The following is a 16,914-nucleotide window of genomic DNA, read 5'->3' as shown; positions in this document are numbered from 1 at the left end:
CCCAGCAAGCCGCAGCATATTGAAGGCGCCTTCGGGCGCCTTTTTCTTTTCCGGTGCAGCCGCGCAGCGAAAGCGCGACTGCGCCGGCCGCCACGCGCTCGTCACGCGGGCGCTGCGCCGTCTGCGGCGTCGACATGCACGGCTGCCGCCACCGGCCCATTCCGGAAGCCGCCTCGCTCCGAAACAGCCTCTTCGGGGCCGCGCCGCAAACAAAAAAGCCCGGCAGAAGCCGGGCTTTTCCATTCGATCGACTGCGCCGTTACGCGCGTCCGTCGCGCAGTTCGCGTCGCAGGATCTTGCCGACGTTCGTTTTAGGCAGTTCCGTCCGGAACTCGACCAGCTTCGGCCGCTTGTAGCCGGTGAGCCGCTCCTTGCAGTAGGCGAGGATGTCCTTGTCGGTGAGCGCCGGGTCCTTCTTCACGATGAACAGCTTCACGGCTTCGCCGGAATGCTCGTCGGGCACACCGACAGCCGCCACCTCGAACACACCCGGATGCGACGCCACCACGTCCTCGACTTCGTTCGGATACACGTTGAAGCCCGATACCAGAATCATATCCTTCTTCCGGTCGACGATCTTCACGTAACCTCGCGCATCCATCACGCCGACGTCGCCCGTCTTGAAGAAGCCGTCCGCGAACATGACCTTCGCGGTCTCGTCCGGCCGGTTCCAGTAGCCGGCCATCACCTGCGGCCCGCGGATGCAGATCTCGCCGGGTTCGCCGAGCGCGACGTCGTTGCCGGCGTCGTCGCGAATCGCCACTTCGGTCGACGGCAGCGGCAGGCCGATCGTCCCGCTGTATTCGGTCGCCGTCACGGGGTTGCAGGTCGCCACCGGCGACGTTTCGGACAGCCCGTAGCCTTCGATGATCGCCGTACGGGTCTTTTCATACCAGCGCTTCGCGACGCCTTCCTGGATCGCCATGCCGCCGCCGTTGGCGATCACGAGCTTCGACAGGTCGAGCTGATTGAATTCCGGGTGGTTCAGCAGCGCGTTGTACAGCGTGTTGACCGCCGGGATCGTCGAGATCTGGTAGCCCTTCAGCTCCTTGATCATGCCGGCGATGTCGCGCGGGTTCGGGATCAGGATACCCATGCCGCCGGTACGCATCGTCAGGAAGCCGCAGACGGTCAGCGCGAACACGTGATACAGCGGCAGCGCGACTACCGTCACGAACTGTTTCACCTCCGGGTACTTCTCATGAGCCGGATGGTGCCAGGCGCCCGCCTGCAGCACGTTCGACACGATGTTCCGGTGCAGCAGCGTCGCCCCCTTCGCCACGCCGGTCGTACCGCCCGTGTATTGCAGGAACGCGACGTCGTCGGGGCCGATCTTCTGCGCCTTGAATGCCTGCCGCGCGCCTTCCGACAGCGCGGCCTTGAAGCGCGTGAACGACGGCAGCTGCCAGGCAGGCACCATCTTCTTCACGTTGCGCACGACGTAGTTGACGAGCCAGCCCTTGATGCCCAGCAGATCGCCCATCGATGCGACGACGACGTGCTTGACGCCCGTTTTCGCGATGACGGCCTGTAGCGTCGACGCGAAATTCTCGAGGATGACGATCGCCTCCGCACCGCTGTCCTTCAGCTGATGTTCGAGCTCGCGCGGCGTATAGAGCGGATTGACGTTGACGACGGTGTAGCCCGCGCGCAGGACCGCGGCGATCGCCACGGGATACTGCAGCACGTTGGGCATCATGATCGCGACGCGTGCACCGCGCGCGAGCCCGCGCGATTGCAGCCACGCGCCGAACTGGCGCGACAGCTTGTCGAGTTCGCCGTACGTGATGCCCTTGCCCATGCAGACGAACGCCGTGCGGTCGCGATACTGCCGGAAGCTTTCGTCGAGCAGGTCCGGGACAGAGGGATAAGGAGACGCGTCAATTTCGGCTGGAACGCCGGGTGGGTACGATTTCAGCCAAATTTTGTCCATACTGCGCGTCTCCTCACAGATTTTCGAATGGTCGTGCTAAAACGCATCGTAACGGCTCGCTCGTCCCGAGACAACAGGGTTAGATGTCCACTTCGAACTTCTGTGGAAAATCGTCTGATCATACGGGGATATTCGATCAAATGCGCTCAACTTCCACAAGGCAATCGTAAAACGTCGCCGAATTACCAAGATCGGTCAACGCCTGGCTCGTCACCTCGTTTGCGTTCCGGCCGTCCGGTGACAGCTTCTTCCACCAGATCGACAGCCCGACGACGAGCCCGGCACGTGCGCGATCGGTAATTCTCGCGAGCGCCTGCATCGATCCACGGTCGTTGAAGATCCGTACGACGTCGCCTTCGGTGATGCCGCGCACTTCGGCGTCGGACGGGTGGATGTCGAGATGCGGCTCGCCTTCGGTGTGACGCAGGCTGTCGACGTTCACGAACGTGCTGTTCAGGAAGTGGCGGGCCGGCGGCGAAATCATCGCGAGCGGATAGCGCGCGGCAAGCTCGGGCGCAGCCTCGGCCGATTCGAACGGCGGCAGGTAGTCGGGCACGGGATCCACACCCATCTGCTCGAGCCGCGGGCTGTAGAACTCGCACTTGCCGGATGGCGTACGGAACCCGCCCTCCGCGAACGGCGCCTCCGGCAGCTTGAGCTTCAGCCAGCCATCGCGCTTCAGCGTGTCCCAGTCGCTGTCGAGCACCGGATCGTCCCAGCGGAGCGCCGCGCGCGCGACCTCGTCGTCGCTGTGATAAAGCGCGGGCTCGTCGAGCCCCATGTTGCGCGCGATGCCGCGGAAGATCTCCGTATTCGGCCGTGCGTCTCCCACCGGGGGAATCGACGGCAGATTCGCCATCACGTAGGTGTGGCCGTACGATTTGTGGATGTCCAGATGCTCGAGCTGCGTGGTCGCCGGCAACACAATGTCGGCGAAATCGACGGTATCTGTCTTGAAATGCTCGAGAACGACCGTGAACAAATCGTCACGCGCGAACCCTGCGGCCACCTTCGAAGAGTCCGGCGCGACGGCCACCGGATTCGAGTTGTACACGACCACTGCTTCGACTTTCGGCCCGAAGCTTGCATCGCCCGGGTGCAACAGCGCATCGCCAATCGCGTTCATGTTGACGATACGCGGCAGCGTGTGCGGCCAGCCCGGCATCAAGTCCGGTCGCAGCAGCGCCGCCTGGTTGACCGGCGCGGATTCCGACGACGAGAGCAACAGCCCGCCGGCCCGATCCCGCCAGGCCCCCGTCAACGCCGGCAGACTGGCGATCGCGCGTACGGCGTTGCCACCGCCGCGGACGCGCTGCATGCCATAGTTGAGGCGGATCGATGCCTTGCGGGTAGCGCCGTAGCGACGCGCAAGGTCGACCAGCTCCGACGCATCGATACCGCAGATCTGCGCAACGCGTTCCGGCGGATAGGACATCGCCCGCTCCTTGAGCGCGTCGAAGCCGAGTGTATGGCTGGCAATGTAGTCGCGATCGAGCAGATCTTCGGTAATCAGCACGTGCATCATGCCGAGCGCGAACGCGCCATCGGTGCCTGGTTTCAACGCGATATGCTGATGGCACTTTTCCGCCGTCAGCGAACGGTACGGATCGATGGCGACCAGACGAGCGCCTCGGCGCTTCGCTTGCTGCGCACGCGTCCAGAAGTGCAGGCTCGACGCGATCGGGTTCGCGCCCCAAATCAGAATCAGCTCGCTTTCCTCGAAGTGCTCGAGGTGCATGCCGAGACTGCCACCATAGGTGTAACGCAACCCCGCTGCACCGGCCGCCGCGCAGATCGTGCGCTCGAGCCGCGATGCGCCGAGCTTGTGAAAGAACCGCTGGGCGATGCCCTCCCCCTGCACGAGCCCCATCGTCCCCGCATAGCTGTACGGCAGGATCGCTTCCGGTGCACGCGTCGCGATTTCACCGAGACGGCGGCCGATCTCATCGAATGCCTCGTCCCAGCTGATCGGTACGAAACGCCCTTCGCCTTTCGCGCCGATGCGCTTGAGCGGGACGGTGAGGCGGTCGGGGTGATGAACGCGATCGGCGTACCGGCTGACTTTCGTGCACAACACACCTTGCGTCGGCGGATGGTCGGGATCGCCCGTGACCTTGATCGCCTTGCCGTTTTCGACAGTCACACGCATTGCGCACGTGTCCGGACAATCATGCGGGCAAACGGCCCGGGCTACCTGAATGGCGGCGTTCATCGTTTTGAATGCAGAGATGGGGATTCGCAAATTTTACGTGGACACGCCGAATAAAGCGTTCATTTCGTGCGGATTCTGAGTTATCCGGCCGAAATGGGATTGGAGGATGCGAGGGGAGTTTCGGTGGTTCCGTGTGTCTTCCGTGGGGGAGACTTGCATGGCCAATCCGGTGTTCGCTATCGACGCTGCACGACGGCGCCAACCGATACACGGAGATGAAGGAATTGCAGCTTTGAGCGGAGATAGGATCGATTGCCCCAAGGATCGCGAAGGATATCGGCTTTTTGGAAACCGGGCGCTGCGATTGGGTGCGCTTGGGCGCGGTGATGTGCAATGAGTACAATGCCCTTCCCCCGCACGCTCGCATTTTCGTCGCGCCAATGCAAAAACCCCCGCCTTTCGGGCGGGGGTTCTTGGCTTAGGGAGCCTGACGATTACCTACTTTCACACGGGAATCCGCACTATCATCGGCGTAGAGTCGTTTCACGGTCCTGTTCGGGATGGGAAGGGGTGGGACCGACTCGCTATGGTCATCAGGCAAAAGGGGTTGTTGTGCTGACTTCGCAGCACAACCAATCTTGGAAGAAGCAGTAATTTTGAGTTGTGTGTATCACACACGAGAATCCAACCAGTCCGACGCGCTGTTATCAGCGCGAGACAGACTTGTTATAGGATCAAGCCTTACGGGCAATTAGTATCAGTTAGCTGAACGCATTACTGCGCTTACACACCTGACCTATCAACGTCCTGGTCTCGAACGACCCTTCAAGGGGATCTAGTCCCCAGGGATATCTCATCTTAAGGCGAGTTTCCCGCTTAGATGCTTTCAGCGGTTATCTCTTCCGAACATAGCTACCCGGCGATGCCACTGGCGTGACAACCGGTACACCAGAGGTTCGTCCACTCCGGTCCTCTCGTACTAGGAGCAGCCCCCTTCAAATATCCAACGCCCACGGCAGATAGGGACCAAACTGTCTCACGACGTTTTAAACCCAGCTCACGTACCTCTTTAAATGGCGAACAGCCATACCCTTGGGACCGGCTACAGCCCCAGGATGAGATGAGCCGACATCGAGGTGCCAAACACCGCCGTCGATATGAACTCTTGGGCGGTATCAGCCTGTTATCCCCAGAGTACCTTTTATCCGTTGAGCGATGGCCCTTCCATACAGAACCACCGGATCACTATGACCTGCTTTCGCACCTGCTCGACTTGTCGGTCTCGCAGTTAAGCACGCTTATGCCATTGCACTATCAGCACGATTTCCGACCGTACCTAGCGTACCTTCGTACTCCTCCGTTACGCTTTGGGAGGAGACCGCCCCAGTCAAACTGCCTACCATGCACTGTCCCCGACCCGGATCACGGGCCAAGGTTAGAACCTCAAACAAACCAGGGTGGTATTTCAAGGACGGCTCCACCGAAACTAGCGTTCCGGTTTCATAGCCTCCCACCTATCCTACACAGATCGGTTCAAAGTCCAATGCAAAGCTACAGTAAAGGTTCATGGGGTCTTTCCGTCTAGCCGCGGGTAGATTGCATCATCACAAACACTTCAACTTCGCTGAGTCTCGGGAGGAGACAGTGTGGCCATCGTTACGCCATTCGTGCAGGTCGGAACTTACCCGACAAGGAATTTCGCTACCTTAGGACCGTTATAGTTACGGCCGCCGTTTACCGGGACTTCAATCAAGAGCTTGCACCCCATCATTTAATCTTCCGGCACCGGGCAGGCGTCACACCCTATACGTCCACTTTCGTGTTTGCAGAGTGCTGTGTTTTTATTAAACAGTCGCAGCCACCAGTTTATTGCAACCCCTTCACCCTTTGCCCGCAGGGGCATCAAGCTACAAGGGCGTACCTTATCCCGAAGTTACGGTACCAATTTGCCGAGTTCCTTCTCCCGAGTTCTCTCAAGCGCCTTAGAATACTCATCTCGCCCACCTGTGTCGGTTTGCGGTACGGTCATCGTTAGACTGAAGCTTAGAGGCTTTTCTTGGAACCACTTCCAATTGCTTCGCTCCCTAAGGAGCTCGCGCCACACCCTTGAATTCCGCGCCCGGATTTGCCTAAGCGCCTTCTCCAATGCAGCGACCGGGACTTCCAACACCCGGACAACCTTCCGCGATCCGTCCCCCCATCGCATCTAACAATGGTGCAGGAATATAGACCTGCTTCCCATCAGCTACGCATTTCTGCCTCGCCTTAGGGGCCGACTCACCCTACGCCGATGAACGTTGCGTAGGAAACCTTGGGCTTACGGCGAGGGGGCCTTTCACCCCCTTTATCGCTACTCATGTCAGCATTCGCACTTCTGATACCTCCAGCATCCCTTCCGAGACACCTTCGCAGGCTTACAGAACGCTCTCCTACCATGCGTGCAAAGCACGCATCCGCAGCTTCGGTATATAGCTTAGCCCCGTTACATCTTCCGCGCAGGACGACTCGATCAGTGAGCTATTACGCTTTCTTTAAAGGGTGGCTGCTTCTAAGCCAACCTCCTGACTGTTTTAGCCTTCCCACTTCGTTTCCCACTTAGCTATATTTGGGGACCTTAGCTGGCGGTCTGGGTTGTTTCCCTCTTGACACCGGACGTTAGCACCCGATGTCTGTCTCCCGTGATTGCACTCTTCGGTATTCGGAGTTTGCTATGGCGGGGTAATCTGCAATAGACCCCCCAACCATGACAGTGCTCTACCCCCGAAGGTGAGACACGAGGCACTACCTAAATAGTTTTCGGAGAGAACCAGCTATTTCCAAGTTTGTTTAGCCTTTCACCCCTATCCACAGCTCATCCCCTAACTTTTCAACGTTAGTGGGTTCGGACCTCCAGTACGTGTTACCGCACCTTCATCCTGGCCATGGATAGATCACTTGGTTTCGGGTCTACGCCCAGCAACTGAACGCCCTATTCGGACTCGCTTTCGCTACGCCTGCCCTATACGGTTAAGCTTGCTACTGAACGTAAGTCGCTGACCCATTATACAAAAGGTACGCCGTCACCCCTTACGAGGCTCCGACTGTTTGTATGCATGCGGTTTCAGGATCTATTTCACTCCCCTCCCGGGGTTCTTTTCGCCTTTCCCTCACGGTACTGGTTCACTATCGGTCGATCACGAGTATTTAGCCTTGGAGGATGGTCCCCCCATCTTCAGACAGGATTTCACGTGTCCCGCCCTACTTGTCGCACACCTAGTTCTTTCATACTGTTTTCGCCTACGGGGCTATCACCCGCTATGGCCGCACTTTCCAGAGCGTTCGGCTAACAATACAAATAAAGAGTGCAAGGCTCATCCCATTTCGCTCGCCACTACTTTGGGAATCTCGGTTGATTTCTTTTCCTGCGGTTACTTAGATGTTTCAGTTCACCGCGTTCGCTTCGCATGGCCTATGTATTCAGCCATGGATACTCCAAAAGGAGTGGGTTTCCCCATTCGGACATCTACGGATCAAAGCTTGTTTGCCAGCTCCCCGTAGCTTTTCGCAGGCTACCGCGTCCTTCATCGCCTGTGATCGCCAAGGCATCCACCACATGCACTTGTTCGCTTGACCCTATAACGAGTCTGTCTCTCGACAGTCGTTACAGGTTGAGTTCTCGCGTTGTGCCGTATTCCAATTGAGTCAAACATAGAGTTCGAATCATCTTGAGATACATCGATACAATCACAACCCGGATAGTTTTCACGTCCATCTCATAGACGCTTCCGCTATCCAAATTACTTACTTCTTCCAGATTGTTAAAGAACGACAGCCGATATGGTTTTACTCATATCAATCTGACTGGCTCAATCGCCAATGACAAAGATTCGACTCAAGTCGAACGCTTGTCATTGAAGATTGGTGGAGGCAGACGGGATCGAACCGACGACCCCCTGCTTGCAAAGCAGGTGCTCTCCCAGCTGAGCTATGCCCCCATGTACAGATATTCCTCAGGGTGTACCGCCAGTCAAGACGGTGGTGGGTCTGGTTGGATTCGAACCAACGACCCCCGCCTTATCAAGACGGTGCTCTAACCGACTGAGCTACAGACCCCTGAGTCTGTCTTTAAATTTACAGCCGATAAGCGTGAGCGCTCAATTTTGCGAGAAGCTCTGGAAAGGAGGTGATCCAGCCGCACCTTCCGATACGGCTACCTTGTTACGACTTCACCCCAGTCATGAATCCTACCGTGGTGACCGTCCTCCTTGCGGTTAGACTAGCCACTTCTGGTAAAACCCACTCCCATGGTGTGACGGGCGGTGTGTACAAGACCCGGGAACGTATTCACCGCGGCATGCTGATCCGCGATTACTAGCGATTCCAGCTTCATGCACTCGAGTTGCAGAGTGCAATCCGGACTACGATCGGTTTTCTGGGATTAGCTCCCCCTCGCGGGTTGGCAACCCTCTGTTCCGACCATTGTATGACGTGTGAAGCCCTACCCATAAGGGCCATGAGGACTTGACGTCATCCCCACCTTCCTCCGGTTTGTCACCGGCAGTCTCCTTAGAGTGCTCTTGCGTAGCAACTAAGGACAAGGGTTGCGCTCGTTGCGGGACTTAACCCAACATCTCACGACACGAGCTGACGACAGCCATGCAGCACCTGTGCGCCGGTTCTCTTTCGAGCACTTCCACCTCTCAGCGGAATTCCGACCATGTCAAGGGTAGGTAAGGTTTTTCGCGTTGCATCGAATTAATCCACATCATCCACCGCTTGTGCGGGTCCCCGTCAATTCCTTTGAGTTTTAATCTTGCGACCGTACTCCCCAGGCGGTCAACTTCACGCGTTAGCTACGTTACTAAGGAAATGAATCCCCAACAACTAGTTGACATCGTTTAGGGCGTGGACTACCAGGGTATCTAATCCTGTTTGCTCCCCACGCTTTCGTGCATGAGCGTCAGTATTGGCCCAGGGGGCTGCCTTCGCCATCGGTATTCCTCCACATCTCTACGCATTTCACTGCTACACGTGGAATTCTACCCCCCTCTGCCATACTCTAGCCTGCCAGTCACCAATGCAGTTCCCAGGTTGAGCCCGGGGATTTCACATCGGTCTTAGCAAACCGCCTGCGCACGCTTTACGCCCAGTAATTCCGATTAACGCTCGCACCCTACGTATTACCGCGGCTGCTGGCACGTAGTTAGCCGGTGCTTATTCTTCCGGTACCGTCATCCCCCGACTGTATTAGAGCCAAGGATTTCTTTCCGGACAAAAGTGCTTTACAACCCGAAGGCCTTCTTCACACACGCGGCATTGCTGGATCAGGCTTTCGCCCATTGTCCAAAATTCCCCACTGCTGCCTCCCGTAGGAGTCTGGGCCGTGTCTCAGTCCCAGTGTGGCTGGTCGTCCTCTCAGACCAGCTACTGATCGTCGCCTTGGTAGGCCTTTACCCCACCAACTAGCTAATCAGCCATCGGCCAACCCTATAGCGCGAGGCCCGAAGGTCCCCCGCTTTCATCCGTAGATCGTATGCGGTATTAATCCGGCTTTCGCCGGGCTATCCCCCACTACAGGACATGTTCCGATGTATTACTCACCCGTTCGCCACTCGCCACCAGGTGCAAGCACCCGTGCTGCCGTTCGACTTGCATGTGTAAGGCATGCCGCCAGCGTTCAATCTGAGCCAGGATCAAACTCTTCAGTTTAAACCTGTTACTGTTTTCGGTTCAGTTAAGAACCGGTCGCTCACTCAAAGCTGACAGGAATATGAATTGCTTCATAAACCTGACTTACTTTAGTGTGAGACTCTTGATACTTTCGCTATCTGATCCGAGGATCAGCTCGCTTCCATCAAGCGCCCACACTTATCGGCTGTTAATTTTTAAAGAGCGTTTCTGCGAGGAACTTCGCGTTTCTCAGCAGCGCTGCGTTTTCAGCAGCAGAGAAGCGAGATTATGAACCGTGTTTCGCATTTCGTCAACAACTTTTTTCACTACATCGTTGCGACTGCGGGGTTCAACTTCCAGGCCAGTGGCGCGCTCCAGACTCCAGCACGCCACCAACCTTGCTTCCCTCTCCCGCGCCGCGTTTCCGTTAGCGCGAAAGAGGCGTGATTCTAAGCACCCGCCCGCAACTACGCAAGCCCCTTTGTGAAAATATTTTGAAAAAGCCCCCGTGCGCTGCCGCGCACGGGGGCTTGGGGCTCGACAGGCCGGGCAATCACGCCGACAACCGATACCGGTCAGTCGCCGACCGCCACCCAGGCAGCCCGATCAGCGGTGCTTGAATACCGGCTTCCGTTTTTCGACGAATGCCGCCATCCCCTCCTTCTGGTCTTCGGTCGCGAACAGCGAATGGAACAGCCGACGCTCGAAGTGGACACCTTCGGCGAGCGTCGTCTCGTACGCACGGTTCACCGACTCCTTGACCATCATGACCGCCGGCAGCGAAAACTCGGCGATCGTCGCCGCAGCGGCAATCGCCTCATCGAGCAGCGTGTCGGCCGGCAGCACGCGCGACACGAGCCCCGCGCGCTCCGCTTCGGCAGCATCCATGAAGCGGGCCGTCAGGCACATGTCCATCGCCTTCGCCTTCGACACCGCGCGCGGCAGACGCTGCGTGCCGCCCGCACCCGGCATGACACCCAACTTGATTTCCGGCTGGCCGAACTTGGCCGTGTCCGCCGCGAAGATGATGTCGCACATCATGGCCAGCTCACAGCCACCACCCAGCGCAAAGCCCGAAACCGCGGCAATGATCGGCTTGCGGATCTCGCGAACCGTCTCCCAGTTGCGCGTGATGTAGTCGCCCCGGTAGGCATCCATATAGGAGTAGGTCGCCATCATGCCAATGTCAGCGCCGGCCGCGAACGCCTTCTCGCTGCCGGTCACGACGATCGCGCCGATGCCATCGTCGGCATCGAACGCCTTCAGCGCGTCACCCAGTTCATCCATCAGCGCATCGTTCAGCGCATTCAGCGCCTTCGGGCGGTTCAGCGTAACCAGCCCGACACGCCCCCGGGTCTCCACCAGGATGTTCTCGTAAGCCATCTATTTCTCCTCGATCAATGAAATGAGAAACGCCTCGCACATGCGAATAGTTTGATGCTACCATTCTCCGACCAACCGGTCGGTTAATTAATCGATCCAACCCCTCTCAACGTCCATCAGGCTGCCGCCATGACCCATGCACTGTTCACGAAGCACGAAGACACGCTGAAGCACGCACTCGCCGCCATCGAGAGCCGCGGGTACTGGAGCCCGTTCGCCGAAATGCCGAGCCCCAAAGTGTACGGGGAAAGCGCGAACGCAGATGGCGAGGCCGCGTTCAAGTCGCACCTCGACCAGACGTTCGCGCTCGATCAGCCGGCGTCCGGGGAAACGGTCGGCGCAGAGCGGTCGCCGTACGGCATTGCACTGGGCATCCGGTATCCGAAGTCGACACCTGACGAACTGATCGCCGCCGCTGCCGCCGCGCAACGCGCGTGGCGCGAAGCCGGCCCGAGCGCCTGGATCGGCGTCAGCCTCGAAATCCTCGCGCGCCTGAATCGCGCAAGCTTCGAGATCGCCTACAGCGTGATGCACACCACGGGGCAGGCATTCATGATGGCGTTCCAGGCCGGCGGCCCGCACGCACAAGATCGTGCGCTCGAGGCAGTCGCCTATGCATGGGACGAACTGCGCCGCATCCCGGCCGACGCGCACTGGGAAAAGCCGCAAGGCAAGAACCCGCCGCTCGCGATGCACAAGCGCTACACGATCGTCCCGCGCGGCACCGGGCTCGTGCTCGGCTGCTGCACGTTCCCGACCTGGAACGGCTACCCGGGCCTGTTCGCCGATCTGGCAACCGGCAATACCGTGATCGTCAAACCGCATCCGGGCGCGATCCTGCCGCTCGCCATCACCGTCCGGATCGCTCGCGACGTACTGCGCGAAGCCGGTTTCGATCCGAACGTCGTCACGCTCCTCGCGACCGAACCCAACGACGGCGCACTCGTTCAGGATCTCGCGCTGCGCCCCGAGATCAAGCTGATCGACTTCACCGGCAGCACGCAAAACGGCACGTGGCTCGAACGCCATGCCCATCAGGCACTGGTCTATACCGAGAAGGCCGGCGTCAATCAGATCGTGATCGACTCGACCGACGATTTGAAGGCCGCCGCCAAGAACATTGCATTCTCGCTGGCGCTGTACTCCGGCCAGATGTGCACGGCGCCGCAGAACATCTATGTGCCGCGCGACGGCATCCGGACGGCGGACGGCCATGCGAGCTTCGACGAAGTCGCACAGGCAATCGCCGTTGCCGTGCAAAAGCTCACCGGCGACCCGGCACGCTCGGTCGAACTGATCGGCGCAATCCAGAACGAAGGCGTGATCGCCCGCATCGACGACGCCCGCCAGCTCGGCCGCGTGCTCGCCGACAGCCTTACCCTCCAGCACCCTGCGTTCCCCGATGCCCGCGTGCGCACGCCGCTCGTGCTGCAACTCGACGTGGCCGATCGCGAGAAATTCACGCAGGAGTGGTTCGGCCCGATCTCGTTCGTGATCGCGACCGACTCGACCGCGCAGTCGCTCGATCTCGCCGGCGAAATCGCGGCGGAACATGGCGCGCTGACGCTCTCCGTTTACAGCACTGACGATGCAATCATCGACGCCGCCCACGATGCGGCGGTGCGCGGCGGTGTCGCACTGTCGATCAACCTGACGGGCGGTGTGTTCGTGAACCAGTCGGCCGCATTCTCGGATTTCCACGGCACGGGCGCGAACCCGGCAGCCAACGCAGCGCTGGCCGACCCGGCGTTCGTCGCCAACCGGTTCCGCGTGGTGCAAAGCCGCGTCCATGTTGCGCCGAAAGCGGCACCTGCGGAAGCCGGCCAACCGGCATAACCCGATTGGTCGACGTGCAAACGCCGCCACGTTCTCTACCATGAACGAATCCGCCACCCGGCGGGTTCGTTGCTCATCGATACGCTCATGACAGACGCCTATATCTGCGACGCGATTCGCACCCCCATCGGCCGCTACGGCGGCGCCCTGAAAGATGTCCGCGCCGACGACCTCGGTGCGGTACCGCTCAAGGCGCTCGTCGAGCGCAACCGCAACGTCGACTGGACGGCGATCGACGACGTGATCTACGGCTGCGCGAACCAGGCCGGCGAGGACAACCGCAACGTCGCACGCATGTCGGCGCTACTCGCGGGCCTGCCGACCGACGTGCCCGGCACGACGCTGAACCGGCTGTGCGGCTCCGGGATGGACGCGATCGGCACGGCCGCGCGCGCGATCAAGGCGGGCGAGGCGCGCCTGATGATCGCCGGCGGCGTCGAGAGCATGACGCGCGCGCCGTTCGTGATGGGCAAGGCCACGAGCGCGTTCGCTCGCCAGGCCGACATCTTCGACACGACGATCGGCTGGCGCTTCATCAATCCGCTGATGAAACAGTTGTATGGGGTCGATTCGATGCCCGAGACGGCCGAGAACGTCGCGGTCGACTACAACATCAGCCGCGCCGACCAGGATCTGTTCGCGCTGCGCAGCCAGCAGAAGGCCGCGCGGGCGCAGCAGGACGGCACGCTCGCCGACGAAATCGTCGCGGTCACGATTCCGCAGAAGAAAGGCGATCCGGTGGTCGTCTCGCGCGACGAGCATCCGCGCGAGACGTCGCTCGAAGCGCTTGCGAAGCTCAAGGGTGTCGTGCGCCCGGACGGCTCGGTGACGGCCGGCAACGCATCCGGCGTCAACGACGGTGCGTGCGCGCTACTGCTCGCCAATGCGCAGGCAGCCGACCAGTACGGCTTGCGCCGCCGCGCACGCGTCATCGGCATGGCGACGGCCGGCGTCGCGCCGCGCGTGATGGGCATCGGCCCCGCGCCGGCCACGCAGAAACTGCTGCGCCAGCTCGGCATGACCATCGACCAGTTCGACGTGATCGAACTGAACGAGGCGTTCGCGTCGCAAGGCCTCGCGGTGCTGCGCATGCTCGGCGTCGCCGACGACGATCCGCGCGTGAACCCGAACGGCGGTGCGATCGCACTGGGCCATCCGCTCGGTGCATCGGGCGCCCGGCTCGTGACCACGGCACTCCACCAACTCGAGCGTACGGGCGGTCGCTTCGCGCTCTGTACGATGTGTATCGGCGTCGGCCAGGGTATCGCGCTCGCGATCGAACGCGTGTAACCCACGCACCGCGCGCCTATAACGAAGTCATGAAGGAGACACTGCATGTCCTATCAGGCGATTCAGCTGGATATCGATCAGGCCTCGAACGTGGCCACGATTACCCTCAACCGCCCCGACAAGCTGAACAGCTTTACGCGGGCGATGCATCGCGAGCTGCAATCGGCACTCGATGATGTCGAGGCGGCCGGCGCACGCGCGCTGATCCTGACAGGTGCGGGGCGCGGCTTCTGCGCAGGCCAGGACCTGGCCGATCTCGACTTCACGCCGGGCGCGTCCACCGACCTCGGCACGCTGATCGACGAGCACTTCAATCCGCTGATCCGCCGCCTGCAGCGTCTGCCGATTCCGGTAATCGCCGCCGTCAACGGCACGGCGGCCGGCGCCGGCGCGAATCTCGCGCTCGCTTGCGATCTCGTGTTCGCCGCCCGCTCGAGCAGTTTCATCCAGGCCTTCGTCAAGATCGGGCTCGTACCCGATTCGGGCGGTACGTGGTTCCTGCCGCAACGCGTCGGGATGGCACGCGCGCTCGGGCTCGCGCTGACCGGCGACAAGCTCGGCGCCGAACAGGCCGAGCAATGGGGCTTGATCTGGCGCGCGGTCGACGACGACGCACTCGTCGCGTCAGCCCGCCAGCTCGCCACCCAGCTCGCGCAGCAGCCGACGCTCGCGATCGCATCGATCAAGCAATCGATGCGCGACGGTGTCACGAACACGCTCGACCAGCAGCTCGACGTGGAACGCGACCTGCAACGCAAGCTCGGCCAGTCGCACGACTATGCGGAAGGCGTGACGGCATTCATCGAGAAGCGCGCGCCGCGCTTCGAGGGGCGTTGACATGACGAACGCCACTGCCACGCTCGACCCCGATTCGCTTGCCCGCGCCACCGCACGGGCGATGTACGACGCCGACGCATGCAGCCGCGCGTTCGGCATGGAAATCGCCGAAGTACGCGCCGGCTACGCGCGCCTGCAGATGCGCGTGCGGCCCGAATTCCTGAACGGGCACCAGACCTGCCATGGCGGGATCATCTTCACGCTGGCCGATTCGACGTTCGCGTTCGCGTGCAACTCGTACAACGTGAATACCGTCGCGGCCGGTTGCTCGATCGAATTCCTGCGCCCCGTGCACGGCGATGACGTGCTGACGGCCGAAGCGATCGAGCAGGCGCGCGCCGGCCGCCAAGGCATCTACGACATCCGCGTCACGAACCAGACCGGCGAAACGGTCGCGATGTTTCGCGGCAAATCCGCCCAGATCAAGGGCACGGTCATCCCGGAAGACCGCTGACGTCGACGGCTCGCACATAACAAACACTGGAGACAGGCATGACTACCCCGCTACCGCTCGAGCCGATCGAGACCGCCTCACGCGACGAGCTGACCGCGCTGCAGCTCGAGCGCCTCAAGTGGTCGCTCCGGCATGCGTATGACCACTCCCCCGTCTATCGTCGCAAGTTCGACGACGCGGGTGTCCACCCGGACGACCTGAAGACGCTCGCCGACCTGTCGCGCTTCCCGTTCACGACGAAGAGCGACTTGCGCGACAGTTACCCGTTCGGGATGTTCGCAGTGCCGCAGGACCAGATCTCGCGTATTCATGCGTCGTCGGGCACGACCGGCAAGCCGACGGTCGTCGGCTATACGGCCGGCGACATCGACACATGGGCGAATCTCGTCGCTCGTTCGATCCGCGCCGCCGGGGCGCGCCGTGGCGACAAGGTGCACGTCAGCTACGGCTACGGCTTGTTCACGGGCGGGCTTGGCGCGCACTACGGCGCCGAACGCGCAGGGTTGACCGTGATCCCGTTCGGCGGCGGCCAGACCGAGAAGCAGGTACAGCTGATCCAGGATTTCCGACCCGACATCATCATGGTGACGCCGAGCTACATGCTGTCGATCGCCGACGAAATCGAGCGCCAGGGTCTCGATCCCGTGCAGAGTTCACTGCGCATCGGCATCTTCGGCGCGGAACCCTGGACCAACGACATGCGCGTCGCGATCGAAAAGCGGATGGGCATCGACGCGGTCGACATTTACGGGTTGTCGGAAGTGATGGGCCCCGGCGTCGCGTCCGAATGCGTCGAGACCAAGGACGGCCCGACCATCTGGGAAGACCACTTCTATCCGGAAATCATCGATCCTGAAACCGGTGAAGTGCTTCCGGACGGCGAACTCGGCGAGCTTGTATTCACGTCGCTGACGAAGGAGGCGCTGCCGATCGTCCGTTACCGGACCCGTGACCTCACGCGGCTGTTGCCCGGCACGGCCCGCACGATGCGTCGGATGGAGAAGATCACGGGGCGTTCGGACGACATGATGATCGTGCGCGGCGTCAACGTGTTCCCGACGCAAATCGAGGAACAGTTGCTCAAGCAGCGCGCGCTCGCACCGCACTATCAGATCGTGCTGACGAAGGAAGGCCCGCTCGACGTGCTGACGCTCAACGTCGAGCCTTGCCCCGAGACCGCACCCGATACGGCGGCGATCCATGCGGCAAAGCAAGCGCTCGCCTACGACATCAAGTCGCTGATCGGCGTGACGGCCGTGATCAATGTGCTGCCCGTGAACGGGATCGAGCGCTCGGTCGGCAAGGCGCGGCGCGTCGTCGACAAGCGCAAGGGCTGACGGCAATCGCTGCGCGTGCATGACGCGCGGTAAATCCGTGGCT

General features: G+C 60.7%; 8 protein-coding genes, 2 tRNA genes and 3 rRNA genes. 5 read left to right on the top strand and 8 right to left on the bottom strand.

Annotation, left to right across the window (positions count from 1 at the left end; translation table 11 throughout):
- Positions 1-259: 259 nt before the first annotated feature.
- From ACN8ZM_RS02570 to ACN8ZM_RS02535, 8 genes are all read right to left on the bottom strand, one after another.
- Positions 260-1,933, bottom strand: coding sequence for a long-chain fatty acid--CoA ligase (locus ACN8ZM_RS02570; RefSeq protein ID WP_420210508.1), 1,674 nt, complete (start codon positions 1,931-1,933; stop codon positions 260-262).
- A gap of 136 nt (positions 1,934-2,069) precedes the next feature.
- Complete coding sequence (locus tag ACN8ZM_RS02565) at positions 2,070-4,145, bottom strand: molybdopterin-containing oxidoreductase family protein (RefSeq protein WP_420210507.1); 2,076 nt, start codon at positions 4,143-4,145, stop codon at positions 2,070-2,072.
- A gap of 425 nt (positions 4,146-4,570) precedes the next feature.
- Positions 4,571-4,683, bottom strand: a 5S ribosomal RNA gene (gene rrf, locus ACN8ZM_RS02560).
- A gap of 132 nt (positions 4,684-4,815) precedes the next feature.
- Positions 4,816-7,697, bottom strand: a 23S ribosomal RNA gene (locus ACN8ZM_RS02555).
- A 286-nt stretch (positions 7,698-7,983) separates the two neighbouring features.
- Positions 7,984-8,059, bottom strand: a tRNA-Ala gene (locus tag ACN8ZM_RS02550).
- A 41-nt stretch (positions 8,060-8,100) separates the two neighbouring features.
- A tRNA-Ile gene (locus ACN8ZM_RS02545) sits at positions 8,101-8,177 on the bottom strand.
- A gap of 63 nt (positions 8,178-8,240) precedes the next feature.
- Positions 8,241-9,773: ribosomal RNA gene (locus ACN8ZM_RS02540) — 16S ribosomal RNA — on the bottom strand.
- The 16S, 23S and 5S rRNA genes sit together here with 2 tRNA genes alongside, the layout of an rRNA operon.
- Before the next feature lie 567 nt (positions 9,774-10,340).
- On the bottom strand, positions 10,341-11,117 hold the full coding sequence (locus tag ACN8ZM_RS02535; RefSeq protein ID WP_021156980.1) for an enoyl-CoA hydratase: 777 nt from the start codon (positions 11,115-11,117) through the stop codon (positions 10,341-10,343).
- A gap of 129 nt (positions 11,118-11,246) precedes the next feature.
- Here ACN8ZM_RS02535 and paaN point away from each other — a divergent pair, with 129 nt between their 5' ends.
- From paaN to paaK, 5 genes are all read left to right on the top strand, one after another.
- Complete coding sequence (paaN, locus tag ACN8ZM_RS02530) at positions 11,247-12,953, top strand: phenylacetic acid degradation protein PaaN (RefSeq protein WP_420210506.1); 1,707 nt, start codon at positions 11,247-11,249, stop codon at positions 12,951-12,953.
- 87 nt (positions 12,954-13,040) lie between these two features.
- A complete protein-coding gene (pcaF, locus tag ACN8ZM_RS02525; RefSeq protein ID WP_089449846.1) occupies positions 13,041-14,243 on the top strand; it encodes a 3-oxoadipyl-CoA thiolase in 1,203 nt (400 codons plus the stop codon).
- A gap of 45 nt (positions 14,244-14,288) precedes the next feature.
- Positions 14,289-15,080: a 2-(1,2-epoxy-1,2-dihydrophenyl)acetyl-CoA isomerase PaaG gene (gene paaG / locus ACN8ZM_RS02520; protein WP_043191526.1), complete on the top strand. Its 792-nt coding sequence runs from the start codon at positions 14,289-14,291 to the stop codon at positions 15,078-15,080.
- Position 15,081: 1 nt separating this feature from the next.
- Positions 15,082-15,534 (top strand): hydroxyphenylacetyl-CoA thioesterase PaaI, encoded by a 453-nt coding sequence (paaI, locus tag ACN8ZM_RS02515; protein ID WP_043191528.1) that lies wholly within the window; start codon positions 15,082-15,084, stop codon positions 15,532-15,534.
- A gap of 38 nt (positions 15,535-15,572) precedes the next feature.
- The gene (gene paaK / locus ACN8ZM_RS02510; RefSeq protein ID WP_043191530.1) at positions 15,573-16,871 is read left to right on the top strand and encodes a phenylacetate--CoA ligase PaaK; all 1,299 of its coding nucleotides are present in this window, start codon (positions 15,573-15,575) and stop codon (positions 16,869-16,871) included.
- Positions 16,872-16,914 lie beyond the last annotated feature (43 nt).

The organism is Burkholderia aenigmatica (assembly GCF_048627025.1).
Lineage (GTDB): Bacteria > Pseudomonadota > Gammaproteobacteria > Burkholderiales > Burkholderiaceae > Burkholderia > Burkholderia aenigmatica.
The sequence above is the reverse complement of the archived record's forward strand: the minus strand, read 5'-3'. Positions and strand labels throughout refer to the sequence as shown.